This is a genomic window from Streptosporangium album, from assembly GCF_014203795.1.
In the GTDB taxonomy this organism is placed as follows: Bacteria; Actinomycetota; Actinomycetes; order Streptosporangiales; family Streptosporangiaceae; genus Streptosporangium; species Streptosporangium album.
The window spans coordinates 3,458,011-3,475,856 of the sequence record NZ_JACHJU010000001.1 but is presented as its reverse complement, the minus strand read 5'-3'; the positions used below and the strand labels follow the sequence as shown (position 1 = coordinate 3,475,856).

General features: G+C 70.7%; 17 protein-coding genes. 2 read left to right on the top strand and 15 right to left on the bottom strand.

From position 1 onward, the window contains the following. Positions 1-18 precede the first annotated feature (18 nt). The 3 genes from FHR32_RS16645 to FHR32_RS16635 all read right to left on the bottom strand — a co-directional run bounded on the left by FHR32_RS16645 (position 19) and on the right by FHR32_RS16635 (position 3,189). Positions 19-1,410: an O-antigen ligase family protein gene (locus FHR32_RS16645; protein WP_221465431.1), complete on the bottom strand. Its 1,392-nt coding sequence runs from the start codon at positions 1,408-1,410 to the stop codon at positions 19-21. Next, positions 1,410-2,183 carry a hypothetical protein gene (locus tag FHR32_RS16640; RefSeq protein ID WP_184755143.1) on the bottom strand — a complete coding sequence of 258 codons (774 nt, stop codon included), beginning with the start codon at positions 2,181-2,183 and terminating at the stop codon, positions 1,410-1,412. Before FHR32_RS16640 ends, FHR32_RS16645 begins: the two co-directional genes overlap by 1 nt. Before the next feature lie 67 nt (positions 2,184-2,250). Then, positions 2,251-3,189: a hypothetical protein gene (locus FHR32_RS16635; RefSeq protein WP_184755142.1), complete on the bottom strand. Its 939-nt coding sequence runs from the start codon at positions 3,187-3,189 to the stop codon at positions 2,251-2,253. Positions 3,190-3,415: 226 nt separating this feature from the next. Here FHR32_RS16635 and FHR32_RS16630 point away from each other — a divergent pair, with 226 nt between their 5' ends. Continuing rightward, positions 3,416-4,609 (top strand): acyltransferase family protein, encoded by a 1,194-nt coding sequence (locus FHR32_RS16630; protein WP_184755141.1) that lies wholly within the window; start codon positions 3,416-3,418, stop codon positions 4,607-4,609. Positions 4,610-4,642: 33 nt separating this feature from the next. Here the strand turns inward: FHR32_RS16630 and FHR32_RS16625 are convergent, their stop codons facing one another. The 9 genes from FHR32_RS16625 to FHR32_RS16585 form a co-directional block, all read right to left on the bottom strand. Continuing rightward, complete coding sequence (locus tag FHR32_RS16625; RefSeq protein WP_184755140.1) at positions 4,643-5,539, bottom strand: phytanoyl-CoA dioxygenase family protein; 897 nt, start codon at positions 5,537-5,539, stop codon at positions 4,643-4,645. A 99-nt stretch (positions 5,540-5,638) separates the two neighbouring features. Beyond that, positions 5,639-6,559: a glycosyltransferase family 2 protein gene (locus tag FHR32_RS16620; protein ID WP_184755139.1), complete on the bottom strand. Its 921-nt coding sequence runs from the start codon at positions 6,557-6,559 to the stop codon at positions 5,639-5,641. A 17-nt stretch (positions 6,560-6,576) separates the two neighbouring features. Continuing rightward, positions 6,577-8,103, bottom strand: coding sequence for an oligosaccharide flippase family protein (locus tag FHR32_RS16615; protein ID WP_184755138.1), 1,527 nt, complete (start codon positions 8,101-8,103; stop codon positions 6,577-6,579). A gap of 57 nt (positions 8,104-8,160) precedes the next feature. Next, positions 8,161-9,210 (bottom strand): hypothetical protein, encoded by a 1,050-nt coding sequence (locus tag FHR32_RS16610; RefSeq protein WP_184755137.1) that lies wholly within the window; start codon positions 9,208-9,210, stop codon positions 8,161-8,163. Then, positions 9,207-10,496 (bottom strand): DUF4910 domain-containing protein, encoded by a 1,290-nt coding sequence (locus tag FHR32_RS16605; protein WP_312882400.1) that lies wholly within the window; start codon positions 10,494-10,496, stop codon positions 9,207-9,209. Before FHR32_RS16605 ends, FHR32_RS16610 begins: the two co-directional genes overlap by 4 nt. A 4-nt stretch (positions 10,497-10,500) precedes the next feature. After that, entirely contained in the window at positions 10,501-11,544 is a 1,044-nt protein-coding gene (locus FHR32_RS16600) for an NAD-dependent epimerase/dehydratase family protein (protein ID WP_184755136.1), read from the bottom strand. 5 nt (positions 11,545-11,549) lie between these two features. Further along, complete coding sequence (locus FHR32_RS16595) at positions 11,550-12,200, bottom strand: PIG-L deacetylase family protein (RefSeq protein WP_184755135.1); 651 nt, start codon at positions 12,198-12,200, stop codon at positions 11,550-11,552. Beyond that, positions 12,197-12,991: a sugar phosphate nucleotidyltransferase gene (locus tag FHR32_RS16590; RefSeq protein WP_184755134.1), complete on the bottom strand. Its 795-nt coding sequence runs from the start codon at positions 12,989-12,991 to the stop codon at positions 12,197-12,199. Before FHR32_RS16590 ends, FHR32_RS16595 begins: the two co-directional genes overlap by 4 nt. Beyond that, positions 12,988-14,223, bottom strand: coding sequence for a class I SAM-dependent methyltransferase (locus tag FHR32_RS16585; protein WP_184755133.1), 1,236 nt, complete (start codon positions 14,221-14,223; stop codon positions 12,988-12,990). The genes FHR32_RS16590 and FHR32_RS16585 overlap by 4 nt, the downstream gene beginning before the upstream one ends. A gap of 131 nt (positions 14,224-14,354) precedes the next feature. Between FHR32_RS16585 and rfbC the strand changes: the two genes are divergently transcribed. Beyond that, positions 14,355-14,978, top strand: a complete 624-nt coding sequence (gene rfbC, locus FHR32_RS16580; RefSeq protein WP_184755132.1) for a dTDP-4-dehydrorhamnose 3,5-epimerase — start codon at positions 14,355-14,357, stop codon at positions 14,976-14,978. Here rfbC and rfbD read toward each other — a convergent pair. The 3 genes from rfbD to FHR32_RS16565 are packed head-to-tail and all read right to left on the bottom strand — an operon-like array spanning position 14,968 to position 17,845. Continuing rightward, entirely contained in the window at positions 14,968-15,825 is an 858-nt protein-coding gene (gene rfbD, locus FHR32_RS16575) for a dTDP-4-dehydrorhamnose reductase (protein WP_184755131.1), read from the bottom strand. The two genes, rfbC and rfbD, sit on opposite strands and share 11 nt — an antisense overlap. Beyond that, positions 15,822-16,781, bottom strand: a complete 960-nt coding sequence (gene rfbB / locus FHR32_RS16570; protein ID WP_184755130.1) for a dTDP-glucose 4,6-dehydratase — start codon at positions 16,779-16,781, stop codon at positions 15,822-15,824. The genes rfbD and rfbB overlap by 4 nt, the downstream gene beginning before the upstream one ends. Beyond that, a complete protein-coding gene (locus FHR32_RS16565) occupies positions 16,778-17,845 on the bottom strand; it encodes a glucose-1-phosphate thymidylyltransferase (RefSeq protein WP_184755129.1) in 1,068 nt (355 codons plus the stop codon). Before FHR32_RS16565 ends, rfbB begins: the two co-directional genes overlap by 4 nt. Between the last annotated feature and the right edge of the window lies 1 nt (position 17,846).

Sequence of the window (17,846 nt, the reverse complement as noted above, 5' to 3'; positions counted from 1 at the left end):
GGACGGCTGGGTCCCGCGCTAACCGCCCACCCTGCCCGGCCTGCGGATCAGCTCCCTGGCCGCCTCGCCGACGCGGGCCCGCCAGGGGGCAGCGGACTCGCGGTCCCGCCTGGCCGTCTCGACCGCGTTGCGGAGCAGCGCCCCCGCGGCGCCGACCAGCAGGAACGACAGGCCGGTGACGGTGGCGAAGGACAGCAGGTCGAAGGTCGCCGCCCCGATCAGCGGGACGACCAGGCAGGCGGCGAGGGTGAGACCGAGGTCGCGGGCACCGGGATCGGCACTCAGGTGGCGGGCCCGCAGAGCCGAGTAGATACCGCACACGAACAGCGCGACGACCGTCGCGATGCCGATCAGCCCTGTCTCCACCGCGGAGAGAAGGTACTGGTTGTCGAAGACCTGGTGCTTGGGCGCGTACCAGGTGCCCGCCCCCCGGCCCAGCCAGAGGTGTTTGGCGATCTCGTAGCCGGCGACCGCGTAGTCGTGCGTGCGGTAGCGGACGCTGTCGTCGGTGCCGGCGTTGGCGAACAGGTTGTAGAACGTGTTGATGAGCCCGGGAGCCATGAATCTCATCACGACCAGGAAGCCGAGCACGACGAGCAGCGCCTGGATCCGCCGCCGGCCCGGCCAGCCGAGGAACATCACGAAGGCGACGCCCATCAGGCTCAGCACCGCCGACCGGGAGACCGAGAACATCAGGCCCATCCCGATCAGGGCCGAGCACGCCCACCACCGCAGGGCCGGTTCGCCGCGCTCGCGGGCCTGGAACCCGTAGTGGGCGGCGATCGGGAGGAGCATCGCGCACACCACGCCGAACTCGATGGGATGGCCGGTCGTCGCGGCGACCCGGCGGAAGTCGGATCTCGCGCTGACGAACCCGTCCTCGGAGGTGTAGCGGAGTCCCGGAAGCTCCAGGTAGCGGGTGAGGTCGAGGTCGAACAGGAACTGGCAGGCTCCGATCACCGCGATGACCGCGCCCGCCACCACGACGGCCTTGAGCACGAAGTCCAGGCGCTCGGGGCCGCGGACCCCGTCGCAGACCATGAGCGCGAGGCCGGCACCGGCCACCAGCAGGATCAGGGCGTGATCGGCGAGCTTGAGCTCGTCGGCGGGGAGGTAGCCGTAGGTGGCGTACCCGAAGGTCGCCGTCATCGCGGTCAGGAAGACGAACAGCGCGGTGCGCACCGGTGTGCGGCCTTTCGCCATCCCCAGGGTGAGCGTGAAATGCGCGCACAGCCAGCAGAGGGTGGCGATGAGGGCGACGAGGTTGGCCGGGGTGATCGACAGCGGCAGCACCCGGAAGACCAGGCGGGCAGGGACGATCATCAGGGCGGCGACGAAGAAGCAGACCAGGGTCGCCCCGTCGGCACGCTGGCGGACCGGCAGGGTGAGGCCGGCCGGCACGGCCGTCATCAGCGCCTCACCGCCGGGCCGCCGGCCGGCAGGCGGCCGTTGAGCGCGGACACGCCCGGCGACGCCCCGCCCGCTTCCTCCGCGTCGGTGTGGTCAGCGGCGGCCGGCCCGTCGTCGCGACGCCGTGCCCTGCGCGTCCAGGCGAAGCTCTCGGCCGCGAACGCGGCGCACAGGCTCGCCACGGCGCCGACGCCCACCGCGGCGGCGACGGCGCGTAGCTTCCGGCCGCGCTGCGCCTCCGGGGTGGTCGGCGGCACCGCCTCATAGGTGGTGATGTAGGTGACCCGGGGCGCTTTCACCGCCTCCTGGCGCTCGAACAGCTCGCGCCTCGCCCGGGCGATGACCCGGGTCACGATGTCCAGTGCCCCCTGGGCCGACGCGCTCTCCCCCTCGATGAAGAGGAAGGGTCCGGTGGCCAGCGACTCCAGGTTGTTGCCGCCGTTGGTGACCTTGAAGGAGGTGTCCCCGCCCTCCACCGCACCGAGCTCGACCGCCATGTCCGGCGTCCCCATCACCGCGATGAGAATCGAGGCGGAGACGTTGAGCCCGTTGTCGAAGTTGAGCATGGGGTTGGTCAGGCCGTTCGGGACGTTCGGGTTGCTCGGCAGGCTGCCACCGGTGGTCGGCGTGGTCAGGATGAGCACCGCGCTGGAGATGTAGGTGGTGGGAATCGTCGAGTAGATGCCCGCGGCGGTGGCGAGGGACAGCGCGAACGTCGGCATGACGATGTACCAACGCCGCAACAGGACGAGGACCGTCCCCCAGAAGTCCATGCGCTTCCTCCCCGAACCGGACAGCGGTCAACCGGACCGAAGCCTGCCAACGGTGGTTGCCGGTGCTCTACTTGTCGTGCTCGTCCCGGCCGCCGGCGCGCATGAAGACGATGGTGTCCATGCTCTGCTCCTCGCGGTGCGCGAACGGCCCCTCCTCGTCGTCCACCACGACGACGAGCTGCAGGGAGTCGTCGTGGAACGGTCCTTCCCCGGACTCGTCCGCCTCCGGTGACGGGGAGACGGCCTTCGGGGGCTGCTCGGCCACCGGCCCGTCACGGTGGTCCGGGCGGCCGGACCCGGCCGAGGCGCCCGGGACGGACGGGACGGACGGGTGGACGTCGGCGACGGACCGCCGACGTCCCGCCCGGATCTGCGTCACGCCGTACGCGATGCCCAGACCGATGAAGAGGACGGCGAACAGCGCCCCGCCGCCCGCCGTCAGTTTGCCGGTCATCTTGGCCTCGGGGGTGGACGAGGGCACCACGTCGACGACCGATATGAAGGTGGAGCGCGGGGCCCTGAGCGCCTGCTGACGGTTCGTCAGCTCCCTGCGGATGCGCTGCTTGGCCTTGAGCACCACGTCCTGGGCCGCTGCGGCGGACCTGCTCTGGACCTCGACGTAGACGAACGGGCCGTTGGTGCTGATGCCCAGCAGATCCGGGTTGGTACGGCCGTCGTTGATCGTGATCTGGGTGGGCCCGTCCTTCACCACGCCGAGGTCGGCCGCGACCTCCGGAGTGTTCATGGACAGGATGAGGATGCCGGCGGTGACCCGAAGTCCGTCACTGAACTGGAGCAGCGGATTGGTCAGCCCGATCGGCCGGGTGGGGTCGGATGAGAGCGTTCCACCGGTGGCCGGAATGGTCAGCACCATGGACGCGGTCGACACGTAGTACGTCGGCATCAGGAAAAAGACCAGGGCGGCGGTGACAAGCGAGAGCGCCAGCAGCGGAGGGCCGATGAGTTTTCGTCTGACAAGGCCGAAAACGGCTTTCCAGAAGTCCATAGGTCTCCGCCCCCTATTTGTGCCGGGGCACTGCCAACCCCCGAGGCAATACAGTTACCAATCGAGAAATATGTGCTTCTCGTTACATCGGGCGGACAGGGAACCAGACCGGTCGCATCCCTTCATGGGATGTTACGTCTGGCGACCATACAGCGATAGACCCGTGGATAGCCCAAAAAAGGGCGGATACGAGGGCCCGCATCGGCCCGAGACGGGGGCTGATCGGATGACGTCCTCCGAAGAGGGCATCCGGGACGAAACGACCGGCACCACCGTCCATGGTTCCACGGAACGCGGCCGTCTGGCGGGGCTCGACGGGATCCGTGGCGTGGCGGCCCTTTTCGTCATGGTGCACCACTGCTGGCTGCTGTCCTTTCCGGGCTATCCGGCCAACACCGGCCCGGCCTGGCTCGGCTGGCTCCTTTACGGGCACTTCGCGGTGGTCGTCTTCATCGTCCTTTCGGGCTTCTCGCTGGCCGTCTCCCCCGCCCGGTCGGCGTGGCGGCTCGGAGGCGTGCGCCGGTTCGCCCGGCGACGTGCCTGGCGCATCCTCCCGCCGTACTGGGCCGCCCTGGTGTTCAGCCTGGTGATCGCCTGGACCTTGGTCCCCCAGCCGGGGGAAGGGGCGCCCACGGCGAAGTCGGTGGCCGTCTACGGCCTGCTGCTCCAGGACCTGTTCGGCGCGCCGAGTCCCAACGGGGCCTTCTGGTCCATCGCCGTCGAGGCCCAGCTCTATCTGGTCTTCCCTCTCCTGCTGCTGGTCCTCCGCCGGGCGGGCGCGGCCGTGATGCTGGCGGCCGTCACCGTGGTCGTGGCGGCCGTCGGGTTGCTGGCGCCCGGCGTGCCCCTCGTGGACATGCTGATGCGGCTGACCCCCCAGTTCGCCGTGCTGTTCGCGGTGGGGGTGGTCGCCACGGGTGTCATCGCCGCCGAGGAGCACGTACGGCGGCTGCCGTGGCACTGGATGGCGCTGCTCGCCGCGGTCCCGGTGTCCGTCGTGATCGTGGTACGGGGCTCGGTGTGGACGGTGGAAAACTACTTCTGGATCGACATGGCGCTCGGCCCCGCCGTCGGCCTGCTCCTGGCCGCGGTGTCCACGGGCCGGCCGGTGGCGCTGGTACGGCTGCTGGACCTGCGGCCGATCCGGAGCCTGGGTTCCTTCTCCTACACGCTCTACCTGATCCACGCCCCGATCGTCGTGGTGCTGTTCCAGTCGGTCGTCGCCCCGCACCTGCCGGCCGGCCTTCCGTCGTTCCTGACCGTCCTCGCGCTGGCCGTACCGGTGAGCCTGCTGGCGGCCCGGTCGTTCGCCGCGGTCTTCGAACTCCCCTTCCAGCGTCACCGCAGCTGGCCTGCGCTGCGCGCGGCCGCCCGGGCCAGGATGTCGCGGATGCGCGCGGCCCTACGCCCCGCGCCGTAGCCGCCGCCCGCCGTGGCCGGCGGCCGGGGCCCGTCAGCTCAGCCGGGCCAGGGCCTCGGCCTCGTACTCCAGCGCCAGTTCCTCCGGCATCGGGTCCAGGTCCGTGCAGCGTACGAAGTCGCGCAGGGTGGTGCCAGTACAGGCCGCGTCCACGTTCGCCGCGCCCCGGCGTGCGCGCACGTCGTCGATGTTCACGGTCCGGAAGTCGATGCTGAAGCGGGTCCTGCCCGAGGTGTTGGGGACCGTCGAGTGCAGTTGCGCGCCGGAGAACAGCATCACCCCGCCCGGCTCGGGCACCACCCGGACCTGCGGATCGAGCTCGACCGGTTCCTCGGGCCTCGGCTGCTCCCTGGTGTCGCTGCGCACGTGCTGGGCCGCGCTGAGCCGGCTGGTCTGGTTCCACTCGGCGTAGTCGTAGCGGGCGCTGCCGTTGCGCACCGGGCGGTCGAAATACCTGGGGTGGAAGGCCATCACGTTCTCCGGCACCACCGGGTAGATGGGGATCCACCAGTTGAGCTGGTTGAACGGCGCGGAGTACCAGCAGTCACGATGCGGGTGGAAGGCGTAGGAGATGCCGGAGGTGAGGTAGTCGTTGGAGGTGGAGGTGCGCAGCCGGGGGACGTCGAAGTAGGTCCGGTCGAGCTCGCAGCCGAGATCCGCCAGGACGGCGGGCAGAAGCTCCTTGCACCGGGGATGGTGGATGAACCTCGGCTTCAGCTCGGCGAGCAGGGCCGCGAACTCCTCGACCGGCATGGCGAACTGGGCGGTCTCCGGATCGCGGCCGCCGAACGCCTCGGCGATCAGCTGGTGGGCGAGGCCGACGAGTTCCTTGGAGGCCGGTGTCGCGGAGTAGGTGAACACCTTCCCCTCGTAGAGCAGGCCGCGCCGGGTGTCGTCGTCCACCACGCTGTTGGAAAAGACGGTGGTCATCCTGACTCCTCTCCTGTTGTTCTGTTGTTCCGTGTCCGCGGTCAGCGGTCTGTCGTGCACGGGCGGCCGGTCGCCGTTCCCGGCGGGAACGGCCCGCGCTCAGCGGCCGGTCGCGGAGCGTTCGGAGAACCGGCCGCCGCTGACCAGCTCTCCGGCCAGCCGCACCAGCTTGCGTCCGCGGTGGGAGGCCGTACGCCGCTGGCGCCGGGCGTACATCCGGTGCGCGGCGGCGCGCGCGCGGCGGCTCTGCTCGCCGGTGAGGCCGGACTCACGCACCCAGTTCAGAAGTTCGAGGTACTGCAGGGTGGAGGAGAAGTGCGCCTGCCAGGCGGGCACCCCGAGACGGCGCCCGATCACCCTGATGCGCTCGTGCTTCCAGTTGCGGTGGGCGAGCACCTCGGGCACGTGGCCCCACGGCCCGGCCAGGGCGAGCTTGGCGGCGAACACCTCGTCCTCGCGCAGCATGTTGCGCCGGGGGATGTCCACCATGCGGTCCCGGCGCATCAGGCCGTACAGGGGGTCGATCAGCAGGTGGCTCTCGTTGAGCATGCGCAGCATCTCGGCGAACCGTTCGACGGGGTCGTCGGAGCGCAGTCCGGTCCCCTCGTAGACGCCGGTCCGGGTCGTGCCGTCGGGATCGGTGTAGGCCACCTGCGTGGTGACCAGGATGAGCCGTCCGTCCTGTTCGAAGGCGCGCAGGGACGCGGAGACGCAGTCGGGCGCCAGCCAGTCGTCGTCACCGACCCAGCGGAAGAACGTCCCCCGGGCGATCCGCCCCGCGTGGATGAAGTTGTTGAGCAGTCCCACGTTCCGCGGCTGCCGGTGGTAGGCGATCCGGCTGTCGGACCGCGCCAGCTCCCGGCAGAACTCCTCGGTGTCGTCGGTCGAGGCGTTGTCGCAGATCACCAGTTCGATGTTCTCGTGGTCCTGTGCCAGCACCGAGCTGACCACGCCCTCCAGCCGCGCCGCGCCGTTGCGCACCGGCAGTCCGACGGACACCAGCGTGTCGGTTCCAAGCATCCGGTCTCCTTCGTGGGTCAGCGGGAACGGGCCGGGATCAGATCGGTCACCCGGCCGCCCAGCTGCTTGAGTACGGCCTGCGGCACGACGACGAGGACGTAGCCGAGCAGTCCCGTGCCGCCCGCCACGCACAGCTGGACCAGCGGAACGCCACCGACGACCTGGACCAGCGCCGTCATGACGACCGCCGCGAGCACGCCGCCCAGCACCGGGCGGGCCAGGGCGGCGGCGATCGGGGCCAGGACCACTCCCGCCCGGTGCAGGGCCAGCGTCGCCAGCGGCAACGCGACCAGGACGGCGACGACCGCGTGCCCGACCGCCGCACCGCGGATGCCGTCCACGCGCGCGCCGACCATCAGCGCGGGCACCAGGGCCACCGCCCAGCCCAGGTTGAGCCAGACGGTCGCCCTGGTGGCGCCCATCGCGGCCAGGATGTCGAACGCCAGGGCGGTCAGCATCCGCACCACCATCAGGATCGCCAGGAAACGCAGCACCTCGGCGGAGGGCGCCCAGCGCTCGCCGTACAGGAACACCACCACCGCGGGGGCGAGCGTCCCCATCAGGACGGCGACCGGCACCACGATGGAGAACAGCAGCGGCACCGCGCGCTGTACTCCCAGGGACAGCGACTCCTCGTTCTCCTCGGCCAGGCGGGAGAAGCTGGGCAGGGCCACGTAGCGGACGGCGGTGCCGATGAGTCCGGGCACCCAGCTGGAGATGTTGAAGGCCAGCAGGTAGAAACCGAGCAGGGTGAGGCCGAGGACGTCACCGACGATCACGTAGTCGGCGTTCAGCAGCAGCCCCTCGATACCGAGGCTGACGCAGAGCGGCAGCCCGAACACCAGCAGCTTCCTGGCGATCGCACGGTTCATGCCGAATTTGATGCGCACCCTGGCGTAGGCGACCACCAGCACCGCGGTGACCGCGGCACCGCAGAGCTGCCCCCAGGCGAAACTGAAGGCCCCCGCACCACCGGCGGCGAGCACGATGGACACCGGGGCGTTCACCAGGAAGCCCACCAGGTTGGCCTTGGTGAGCTTGTCCTGCTCGAACCTGCGCAGCAGGGCCGCGCTGCGCACCGCGGTCAGGCCGTAGACGAGGTTGGTCGCGCTGAGCACCCGGATCACCCAGGTGGCGTCCTCGCTCCCGGACGCGTGCGCGAAGTAGGGAGCGATGACCCAGAAGACCCCGTACAGGGCGGTGCTGGAGGCGATGGCCACGATCGTCGCCGTGGGCGCCATGTCCTCCAGTTTGCCCCGCCACTGCACCGTCGCCGCGATGATGCCGGCGTCGTTGATATGGATGACGAACTGGCTGGCGGCCATCGCGATGGCGTAGACGCCGAAGTCCTCCGGCACCAGCAGCCGGGCGAGGACCAGGCTCACGGCGAACGACCCGGCCCTCATGACCAGGTTGCCCAGCACGCTCCAGCGCAGCCCGCGGCCGGCCTGCCTGCCGATCTCCCCGACCTGGGAGGCGGCCGCGTCCGGCCGCCCGGTCTCCTCGTCCACCGCTGCCGGGTCCGCGCCCTGTCTGTCTTCCATCTCTTACCTTTCACAGCCCACCTGCCGTGCCGCCGCCGCCTCAGCGCCGGGGCCGGGTCAGGCGGGCTCCTCGACCCGCTCCAGCCAGATCTCCCGCCAGAACGGGATGAACTCCCTGGGGCAGCTGACGGTGTACGCGCCCGCGCAGACGACGCCTTCCAGGACGATGCACGGGCTCTTCATCTGGAGCATCCGGCCGGTCTTCTCGTCGATGCACCGATCGACCCGCGAGAGCACCCGTGCCGTCTGGCCGCAGTAACGCGACATCTCCTCCTCGAACCCCATCCCCCGGTTGAGCAGGTCCTGGTTGAGGGTCTTGACGATCTCCTCCTTGGACTTGATCCGGACGAGCTCTCCCGGCCGGAGGTCCAGGGTGACGCTCGGTGTGGCGCCGACGAGCCGGCCCTTGACGAACCCCCACCGGAGGCCCCCCTTGATCCGCAGCCAGCGTGGCAGCACGCGCCCGCTGCGGTCCTGGAAGCGGTTGAAGAGCCCGACGAGAAAGGCGCGGAGCGTGAAGAACATGCCCGCGTTGCCGGTGCGCACGTCCATGACGTACTGCCGGACGTCCTTGAGCGGCAGGCAGGTGGGCGCGGCCCGGAGCAGCTCGGTGGCCTGGCAGGAGAAGCGCTCCTCCCCCGCCGGACCCGGCTCCTTCCTGGCGGCGACCTCGACGACCGGCAGGAGGCGCCGGCCCGCCGCCGGACCGGCGGACGCCGCGAGGTCATGCGCCGTGCCGTCCGCCGCGGCGGGGGCGGGATCACCGGGATCCACCCGCCTGAGCCACGCCTCCTTCCAGTAGATCAGGCAGGCCGTCTGGCAGCCCCCGTGCGCCTGCCCGTCGCAGCGCGCCCCGGTCAGGTGTACGGCGCGCTCCATCCGCCGCATGCCGGTGCGACTGATCGTGTCGCAGAGCTTGTGCGCCACCTTGTGCACGGTGAGCCGCTGCCCGCAGAAGGCCAGCATCTCCGGCATGAAGGGCAGCTCCTCCAGCTCGCCCCTCTCATCCAGCGTGGCCAGGATCTCGGCCTCGCTGAGCACCTCCACCATCTCGCCGACCCGGAGATTGAGAGCCTCCGGGTTCACAGCGGTCTGGACCCGTGTCATCTCTGCTGCTCCTTGACCAGTCCTGCACCACGCAGGGCTTGTGCCGCATCCGCCACCACGGCGAAGGGCAGGTCGGACCGTTCCGCGATGTCGAGCAGGCTGTTCTCCCCGTCGGAGAGGTTCAGCACCCACAACATCGCCATCTGCGCCTGCTTGGTGTCGCTGCGACCGCCCAGCGATCCGTACAGCCCCCGCCTGCCCAGCTGCGGCTCGCCGTACGGGCTGAGGTTGAGGTAACGACGGTCGCGCTCCAGCACCCGCGTGATCTCCCAGCAGGTCTCCAGGGTGTCCGTCATCGCCTCGGGCGAGACGAAGCCCGGGTTGTCGGCCGAGGTGTGGTACTCCGGATAGCCGGCGTACGGCGTGCGGGTCAGAGAGCCGACCGGCAGGTTGAATCCGGGTGAGCAGAACTGCCGCTCGTCGTAGCCGTACGGTGAGAAGTCCACGATCGTGTGATCGCGTCCCGAGGTCCGCAGGACGTGCCGCACCGCCCGGTCGATCTCCGCGTCCCCGCGCCTGCTGCGCTTGTAGGTCAGCGCGCCGCTGTCTCCCGCGCAGGCCAGCACGAGCCCGTGCCTGATCCGGGCGGCACGTTCACGGTTACGCGCCAGCCAGGTGATCGCGCCGATGGTGCCCGGCATGAACAGGAAGCGGTAGGTGTACCACGGGTCGGCCCCGGCCAGCCGCCGGGCGAGCCGGGTCGCCACGGCGATGCCCGCCAGGTTGTCGTTCGCCAGTGAGGGGTGGCAGACGTGGCAGGAGACGAGCACCTCGTCGGCGACCCGGCCCGGCACCACGTGCTCGCCGTAGGTGAGGTGGCCGTCGGCCAGGGTGGAGTCGATCCGGACCTCGTAGTCGCCGTCCGGGAGGTCGGCCAGGGTGTTCTCCCGCAGGCAGAAACCCCAGGTCTCCGCATAGTAGCTGGTCCGGTACGGGATCAGGTCGGGCTGTTCGGGCAGGGTGTGCAGATGGTGGCGGAGCTCCGCGAGGGGCATGGTGGCCGACACCGGGACGCTGTAGCCGACCACGTGGAGGTTCGACTCGGCGAAGTCGACCACCCGGGCGCCCGAGGGGTCCTTGATGTAGGCGTCGCGGATGTTCCACTCCTTGGGCACCGTCCAGTCGAGGACCTCGGTCCCCGTCGGCACCTCGTGGATCCGCAGCGGGACGGACTCACCGACGATCTCCAGTGTGCGGCGCACCCCGTCGCCGGTGATGCTCCGGCAGAGCGGGTAGAGCCGCTCGACCAGGGCGTGCATCTCACGCCCCTCTGTGCTGGCCGGCACCGGCTCAGGCGTCACCGGCGACCGCCCCGTGTGGTCGCAGCGCGTCGTCGACGGTGCCCTCGGCGCGCCGGGCCGACAGCCGGGCGAGCCTGGTGAAGCGGTGCTGGAAGTCCTGCTCGGTCAGGCCGAACCGCCTGTACGCGTCGGCCAGCTCGACCGCGCCGTCCTTGACCGTCCAGCGGGCCTCGTAGCCGGGGAGCGCGGCGCGGATGCGGGAGAAGTCCACCCGGTAGGAACGCGGGTCGGCACCGGCCTCACCGGTGACCACCAGCGTGGACCCGGGCACCGTCTCGACGACCTCGGCGGCGATCTCCGCCACGGTCACGTTGTTCCGCTCGGTGCCCACGTTGAACGCCCTGGCGTGCACGGCGTCCCGGGGAGCGGCGAGGGCCAGGACGAAGGCGTCCGCGATGTCCCCGGCGTGCACCAGCGGCCGCCACGGGGTGCCGTCGGACAGCACCCGCACCTCCCCGGAGAGCAGCGCGCGCCCGACGAGGTTGTTCAGCACGATGTCCGCGCGCAGCCGCGGGGAGAACCCGAACGCGGTGGCGTTGCGCAGGAACACCGGGGTGAAGTCGTCGTCGGCCAGCGTGACCAGGTCGTCCTCGACCCGGACCTTGGACTCCGCGTAGGGGGTCACCGGGCGCAGCGGCGCGTCCTCGCCGACCAGTCCGTCGCCGCCGGAGGCGCCGTAGACCGAGCAGGTGGAGGCGTACAGGAACCGGCGCACGCCCGCCTCGCGGGCCAGCCGGGCCAGCCGCACCGAGGCGTGGTGGTTGATGTCGTAGGTGAGCTGAGGTGCCAGCGAGCCGAGCGGATCGTTGGACAGGGCGGCGAGGTGCACCACGGCGTCCACCCCCGCCAGCTCACGGGCGGTGACGTCCCGCAGGTCGACCGAGTGACCGCGGGGGTCGTCGGGCACGGGGCCCAGGACGCAGTCGGCGAACAGCCCGGAATCCAGGCCGATCACCTCGTGGCCCGCCTCGGCGAGCGCCGGGGCCATCACACTTCCCAGGTAACCCTGGTGCCCGGTCAGCAGCACGCGCATCCGGTTCATCCTCCAGCCAGGTCGAGAGTCAGCTTGTTGACGTGGAACGCCTCCGCGTAGCGCGCATGGCACTCGATGCCGCGGATGCGGGCCAGTCCGAGGAACGCCTCTCGGTCGTACCAGGGACGGGCCCGCTGTGAGGGGTAGTGCTGTTGGAGCAGGGCCACCTTCGCCTCGGCCACCTCGGGCGTGAGCGGCTGGTAGACCGACGGCCGCCCGAGGTCGCCGTCCCATTTGACGATCTCGTAGCCGAGCACCTGGTGGTCGCGGAAGGCCGTGGGCACCAGCCGGGCCAGCCCGCGGTGGTCCTGGTGGGCGTCCCCGGGGTGCGGCGCGAACAGCAGGTCCGGGTCGGTCCGCGCGCGCAGCTCCTCCACGGCGCCCTTCGCCTCGTCCCAGTGTGCGGGCAGCCGCCCGTCGGGCAGCTTCAGCACGGTGAGCCGCAGGTCCGCGCCGGGACAGAAGGCGGCCAGCGCCGCGTGCTCCTCGTCCTCCCGCTCGGTGCCGCCGCCGGAGAGCACCAGCGCGTCCACCCGCGTGCCGGGGCGGGCGGAGCAGACGGTCAGCAGGCTGCCGCCCGCGCCGATCGCGATGTCGTCGCAGTGGGCGGCGAGCAGCGCGACCCGGCCGACCGCCGGTGGCCTGAATCCGATCATGCGATCCGCCCCGCCGGTTCTCGTTCCCACAGAGCCCACGGCCGGTCGCCGCGCGAGTAGGCCTCGTCGAGGGCGACCCGCTCCTTGACCGTGTCGGTCGGCCGCCAGTAGCCCCGGTGGGGGTAGGCGAGCATCCGGCCGCGCTTGGCGAGCTCGGCGCAGCCGTCCGCGACGAGGTCACCACCCGGCGGGATGTGGTCGAAGACCTCCTGGCGGAGCACGAAGTAGCCGCCGTTGACCCAGAGCGGCATCTGGCTGACCGGGGTGATCCCGCCGACCAGCCCGCTCTCGCCGAGCTCGACGCAGTGGAAGGTGTCCGACGGCGGGACGACCATCATGGAGGCGCCCGCGCCGGACGCGGTGAAACGGTCGATGATCTCCGGCAGCGGCGCGTCGGTGAGCACGTCGGCGTAGTTGGCCAGGAACATCTCCTCGCCGTCGAGGTGGTCGCGGACCCGGCGCAGCCGTTCGCCGATCGGCGACTCGATCCCGGTCTGCACGAAGGAGATCGACCACTCGGAGATGTCGGCCGACAGCAGCTCGACCTGGCCGCCGCGCAGGACGAAGTCGTTGGAGATGGTCTCCTGGTAGTTCAGGAAGAAGTCCTTGATGTGGTGCGCTCCATACCCGAGGCAGAGGATGAACTCCGTGTGCCCGAAGTGCGCGTAGTAGCGCATCACATGCCAGATGAGCGGCCGGGGACCCACGAGCTGCATGGGCTTGGGCACGTCGCCGGGGGTGCCGGTGCGCATCCGTGTCCCGTACCCGCCGCAGAAGAGGACGACCTTCACCGACTCACCTCCACGATCTCCAGGGTGGGGATGGGGAAGACCAGCCGGCCTCCCCAGGCGCGCACGAAGGACAGCTGGCCGGTGAGCTCCTGGCGGAGGTTCCACGGCAGGACCAGCACGTAGTCGGGCCGGTCCTCGGCGATCCGCTCGGGCGGCAGGATCGGGATCCGCGTACCGGGGGTGAACCTGCCGTGCTTGTAGGGGTTGCGGTCCACGGTGTATCGGAGCAGGTCGGCCCGGATCCCGCAGTGGTTGAGCAGCGTGTTGCCCTTGCCGGGAGCGCCGTAGCCGACCACCGTCTTGCCCTGCTCGGCGGCCTCGACGAGGAATGCCAGCAGGTTCCGCCGGACCCGGGCCACCCGGGCGGCGAACTCGGTGTATCCCGACAGCTCGTGCAGGCCCGCCGCCTTCTCCTCGGCGAGCACCCGGCCCACCCGCTCGCCCGGCTCGCCGGCCGTCTCCTGAGGTCGCGCCCACAGGCGGATCGAGCCCCCGTGGGTCGGCAGCAGCTCGACGTCCACGAGGGACAGCCCACCGGCGGCCAGGGCGCGTTGCGCGGAGGCGACCGTGTAGTACTGGAAGTGCTCGTGGTAGATCGTGTCGTACTGGTTGTGCTCCATCAGGGTCAGCAGGTGCTGGACCTCGATGGAGACCCAGCCGTCGTCGGCCACGAGCGCGCGCAGCCCCTTGGTGAACCCGACGACGTCGGGGATGTGGGCGTAGACGTTGTTGGCGACCACCAGGTCGGCGGGCCCGTGCTCCTCGCGCACCGTGGCGCCGACCTCGGGGCCGAGGAACGCCGTGACCGTCGGGACTCCGCTGTCCCTGGCCGCCTGGCCGACGTTCTTCGACGGCTCGATGCCCAGGCACCGGATCCCCCGCTCGACGACGTGCCGGAGCAGGTATCCGTCGTTGCTGGCCACCTCGACCACGAACGAGCCGTCGTCCAGTGCCAGCCGGTCGGCCGACTCCTTCACGAACTCCCGGGCGTGCTCCACCCACGAGGTCGAGTACGACGAGAAGTAGGCGTACTCGGTGAAGGTGTCCTCCGGCGTGATCAGCGGCGGGATCTGCGCCAGCCAGCAGTCGGTGCACACCCTCAGGTGCAGCGGGTAGGTGACCTCGGGCTCGTCGAGCTGCCCGGCGGTCAGGAACCGCTCACAGGGGGGTGTCGCTCCGAGGTCGACGACGCCGGCAAGGCTCGTCGAACCGCACAGTCGGCAGGTTGTCATCAGTAAGCTCCCTCGCCGCGGAACGCGGCTCGACCGGTCTCTCTCAAGATCAATGAATCGAGCGCGAACCCTAGGATTTCGCGCGTTCCTTCGGCCGCGTTACACCAGGCCGCTGTGGCATGCTTCGGCCCATGGAACCTCTCAGCATCGGCGGAGCCTGGTGCCACACTCCCCGCGTCCACGTCGATCCCCGTGGCGCGTTCCTGGAGAGCTACCGCTCCGCCGACCTGGAGGAGTCCGTCGGGCACCGGCTGGATCTCGCCCAGGTCAACTGCTCGGTCTCCAGCCGTGGCGTCCTGCGCGGCGTCCACTTCGCCGACGTGCCCCCCGGCCAGGCCAAGTACGTCACCTGCGTCTCCGGCGCGGTCCTCGACGTCGTCGTGGACGTCCGCGTCGGCTCGCCCACCTTCGGCCGGTGGGACGCCGTGCGCCTGGACGACGAGTCCCGGCGCGGTCTCTACATCGCCGAGGGGCTCGGCCACGCGTTCATGGCGCTCAGCGAGCAGGCCACGGTCGTCTACCTGTGCTCGCAGCCCTACGCCCCCGGGCGCGAGCACGGGATCCACCCCCTCGACCCGGCCGTCGGGATCGACTGGCCAGCGGGCCTGGAGCCGCTCCTGTCGGACAAGGACGCCGCGGCCCCCACCCTCGGGGAAGCCCTGGACGCGGGGCTGCTGCCGGAGCATCGCGCATGCGTGGCCCACTGCGACGACCTGACCGCGGCCGGCCGGGACCTCGCCGCGCCTAGCCACTGACGAGCACCTCGGACGCCTGCAACGCCTCTCGCCAGTCCCGCATCGGCGGCAGCCCCGCCCGGCTCCAGCGCTCGTGCCCGAGCACGCTGTAGGCCGGCCGCGGCGCGGGGCGTGCGAACTCCTTGGTGGAGACGGGGGTGACCCTGCCGGGGTCCGCGCCGACCAGCGTGAAGATCTCCCGCGCGAAGCCGTACCAGCTCGTCTGGCCGGAGTTGGTGGCGTGGTAGATCCCCGGTGGGGGCTCGGTGCGCCCCAGCTCGACGATCCCGGTGGCCAGATCGCCTGCCCAGGTGGGCGGGCCGATCTGATCGTCGACGACGTCCAGGACCGGCCTGCTCCTCTCGATGGCGGCTATCGTGCGGACGAAGTTCTTCCCGGTGGCGCCGTACAGCCATGCGGTCCGCACGACGTAGCCGGTCTCGGGGAGCACCTCCAGCACGGCGCGCTCGCCGGCCAGTTTGGTACGCCCGTAGGCGTTGACCGGGGAGGCCGGCGCGTCCTCCGGATAGGGGTCCAGCGCGGTCCCGTCGAAGACGTAGTCCGTGGAGGGCTGGATCATCCGCGCGCCGAGGCGCTCGCACGCCTCGGCCAGCGTCCGCACCCCGTGCCCGTTGACCGCGAGCGCCTCGGCCTCGCGGGTCTCGGCGTCGTCCACCCCTGTCCACGCCGCGCAGTTGACGACGATGTCCGGCCGGCACGCCGACACCAGGTGGTGGACGGCGGACCCGTCACGGAGGTCGAGCTCGTCCCTGCACAGTGCCAGCACGGGCTCTCCGGCGGCTCTCAGACGGCCGACCAGCTCGGTCGCGAGCATGCCGGCGGCTCCGGTGACCAACCACCGGCTCATGCGTTCTCCCCGCCTCGCTGAGCCGTGGCCGCCTTCCACCAGTCCGGGTTGTCGGTGTACCAGCGGACCGTGTCCGCCAGACCCCGCTCGAACGAGATGGCCGGCCGGTAGCCGAGGGCCCGTAGCCGGGAGTCGTCCAGGGAGTAGCGGCGGTCGTGCCCCTTGCGGTCCTCGACGTACTCGACCATGTCCCAGCCGGCGTCGCAGGCCGCCAGCAGCCGGGTGGTGAGCTCGGTGTTGGTCAGCTCCGCCGTACCGGCGATGTGGTAGACCTCCCCGGGCTCACCCCGCTCGGCGACGAGCCGGATGCCCGCGCAGTGGTCGTCGACGTGGATCCAGTCCCTGACGTTGCCGCCGTCGCCGTAGAGCGGGACCTTGCGTCCCTGGAGGAGATTGGTGACGAAGAGCGGGATCACCTTCTCCGGATACTGGTAGGGCCCGTAGTTGTTGCCGCAGCGGGTGACGGAGACCGGCAGGCCGTGGGTGACCGCGTAGGCGAGGGCGATCATGTCGCCGCCCGCCTTGGCCGCCGAGTACGGCGAGCGCGGCCGTATCGGCGCGTCCTCCTTCCAGGAGCCGACGTCGATCGACCCGTAGACCTCGTCGGTGGACACCTGCACCACCTTCGGGGTGCCCGCGTCGAGACACGCCTGCATCAGGGTCTGCGTGCCGAGCACGTTGGTCCGCACGAACTCCCCGGCACCGTCGATGGAGCGATCCACATGGGACTCGGCCGCGAAGTTGACGACGACGTCGTGGCCGGGCACCAGGTCGGCCAGGAGTCCCGCGTCGCAGATGTCGCCGTGCACGAAGTCGTGGGCGGTGCCCTCCAGGTTCGCCGGGTTGCCGGCGTAGGTGAGCTTGTCGAGAACGGTTACGGCGGTGCCGTCGGCGCCGAGCGCGCGGACGTAGTGGGAGCCGATGAACCCAGCCCCCCCGATGACCAGGACCTTCATGAACTTATCTGGACCTTGCTGTGATCGCCCAGCACGAGGCGGTGGGCTCTGGGGGTGGTGGGGGCGGGGGTGACCTCGACGTCGTGGCCGATGAGCGAGGCCTCGATGCGGGACACTCCGGAGATCGAGGACCGGGGCAGCACGATCGAGTATTCGATCTCACTGGCGCTGATCACGCAGTCGGCCGCGATGGAGGTGAAGGGGCCGACGTAGCTGTCCAGGATCCGGGCTCCGGCGCCGATGATCGCCGGGCCGACGATGCGGGAGCGCTCGACCACGGCGCCCGGCTCGACGACCACCCGGCCGATCAGCTCGCTGGCGCCGTCCACCCGGCCGTTGACGCGGCCGTCCAGGGACTCCAGGACCAGCCGGTTGACCTCAAGCATGTCGGTGACATTCCCGGTGTCCTTCCAGTAACCGGATATGACGGTGGACTCGACCCCGTGCCCTTCCTGGATCAGCCACTGGATCGCGTCGGTGATCTCCAGCTCCCCCCGCCACGACGGTTTGAGCTCGGCCACCGCCTCGTGGACGGCGGGGGTGAACAGGTAGACGCCGACGAGTGCGAGATCGCTCTTGGGATGGGCGGGCTTCTCCTCCAGCCCGACCACGCGGCCTCCGGCGTCGAGCTCGGCGACGCCGAACTGCCGGGGGTCGCCGACCTGGGTGAGCATGATCTGGGCGGACGGCCGGTCATGGACGAACCGGCCGACGATGTCGCGGATGCCGCCGACGATGAAGTTGTCGCCGAGATACATGACGAAGTCGTCGTCGCCGAGGTAGTCGCGGGCGATCAGCACCGCGTGGGCGAGCCCGAGCGGGGCGTGCTGGCGGAGATAGGTGACCTGCAGGCCGAACGCGGAGCCGTCGCCGACGGCCGCCTCGATCTCGGCCTGCGTGTCGCCCACGACGATTCCGATCTCCCGGATCCCGGCGGCCGCGATGGCCTCGAGCCCGTAGAAGAGCACAGGCTTGTTGGCCACCGGGACGAGCTGCTTCGCGGAGGTGTGGGTGATCGGCCGGAGCCGGGTGCCTGATCCCCCCGCGAGCACGAGTGCTTTCACG

What these genes read in the sequence shown, in the direction of transcription:
- FHR32_RS16600 (WP_184755136.1), bottom strand. Translation starts at nt 11,544, where the DNA reads ATGCGCGTGCTGCTGACCGGGCACCAGGGTTACCTGGGAAGTGTGATG.
- FHR32_RS16645 (WP_221465431.1), bottom strand. Translation starts at nt 1,410, where the DNA reads ATGACGGCCGTGCCGGCCGGCCTCACCCTGCCGGTCCGCCAGCGTGCC.
- FHR32_RS16640 (WP_184755143.1), bottom strand. Translation starts at nt 2,183, where the DNA reads ATGGACTTCTGGGGGACGGTCCTCGTCCTGTTGCGGCGTTGGTACATC.
- FHR32_RS16615 (WP_184755138.1), bottom strand. Translation starts at nt 8,103, where the DNA reads ATGGAAGACAGACAGGGCGCGGACCCGGCAGCGGTGGACGAGGAGACC.
- FHR32_RS16620 (WP_184755139.1), bottom strand. Translation starts at nt 6,559, where the DNA reads ATGCTTGGAACCGACACGCTGGTGTCCGTCGGACTGCCGGTGCGCAAC.
- rfbB (WP_184755130.1), bottom strand. Translation starts at nt 16,781, where the DNA reads ATGAAGGTCCTGGTCATCGGGGGGGCTGGGTTCATCGGCTCCCACTAC.
- FHR32_RS16630 (WP_184755141.1), top strand. Translation starts at nt 3,416, where the DNA reads ATGACGTCCTCCGAAGAGGGCATCCGGGACGAAACGACCGGCACCACC.
- FHR32_RS16585 (WP_184755133.1), bottom strand. Translation starts at nt 14,223, where the DNA reads ATGACAACCTGCCGACTGTGCGGTTCGACGAGCCTTGCCGGCGTCGTC.
- rfbD (WP_184755131.1), bottom strand. Translation starts at nt 15,825, where the DNA reads ATGAGCCGGTGGTTGGTCACCGGAGCCGCCGGCATGCTCGCGACCGAG.
- FHR32_RS16595 (WP_184755135.1), bottom strand. Translation starts at nt 12,200, where the DNA reads ATGATCGGATTCAGGCCACCGGCGGTCGGCCGGGTCGCGCTGCTCGCC.
- FHR32_RS16635 (WP_184755142.1), bottom strand. Translation starts at nt 3,189, where the DNA reads ATGGACTTCTGGAAAGCCGTTTTCGGCCTTGTCAGACGAAAACTCATC.
- rfbC (WP_184755132.1), top strand. Translation starts at nt 14,355, where the DNA reads ATGGAACCTCTCAGCATCGGCGGAGCCTGGTGCCACACTCCCCGCGTC.
- FHR32_RS16610 (WP_184755137.1), bottom strand. Translation starts at nt 9,210, where the DNA reads ATGACACGGGTCCAGACCGCTGTGAACCCGGAGGCTCTCAATCTCCGG.
- FHR32_RS16625 (WP_184755140.1), bottom strand. Translation starts at nt 5,539, where the DNA reads ATGACCACCGTCTTTTCCAACAGCGTGGTGGACGACGACACCCGGCGC.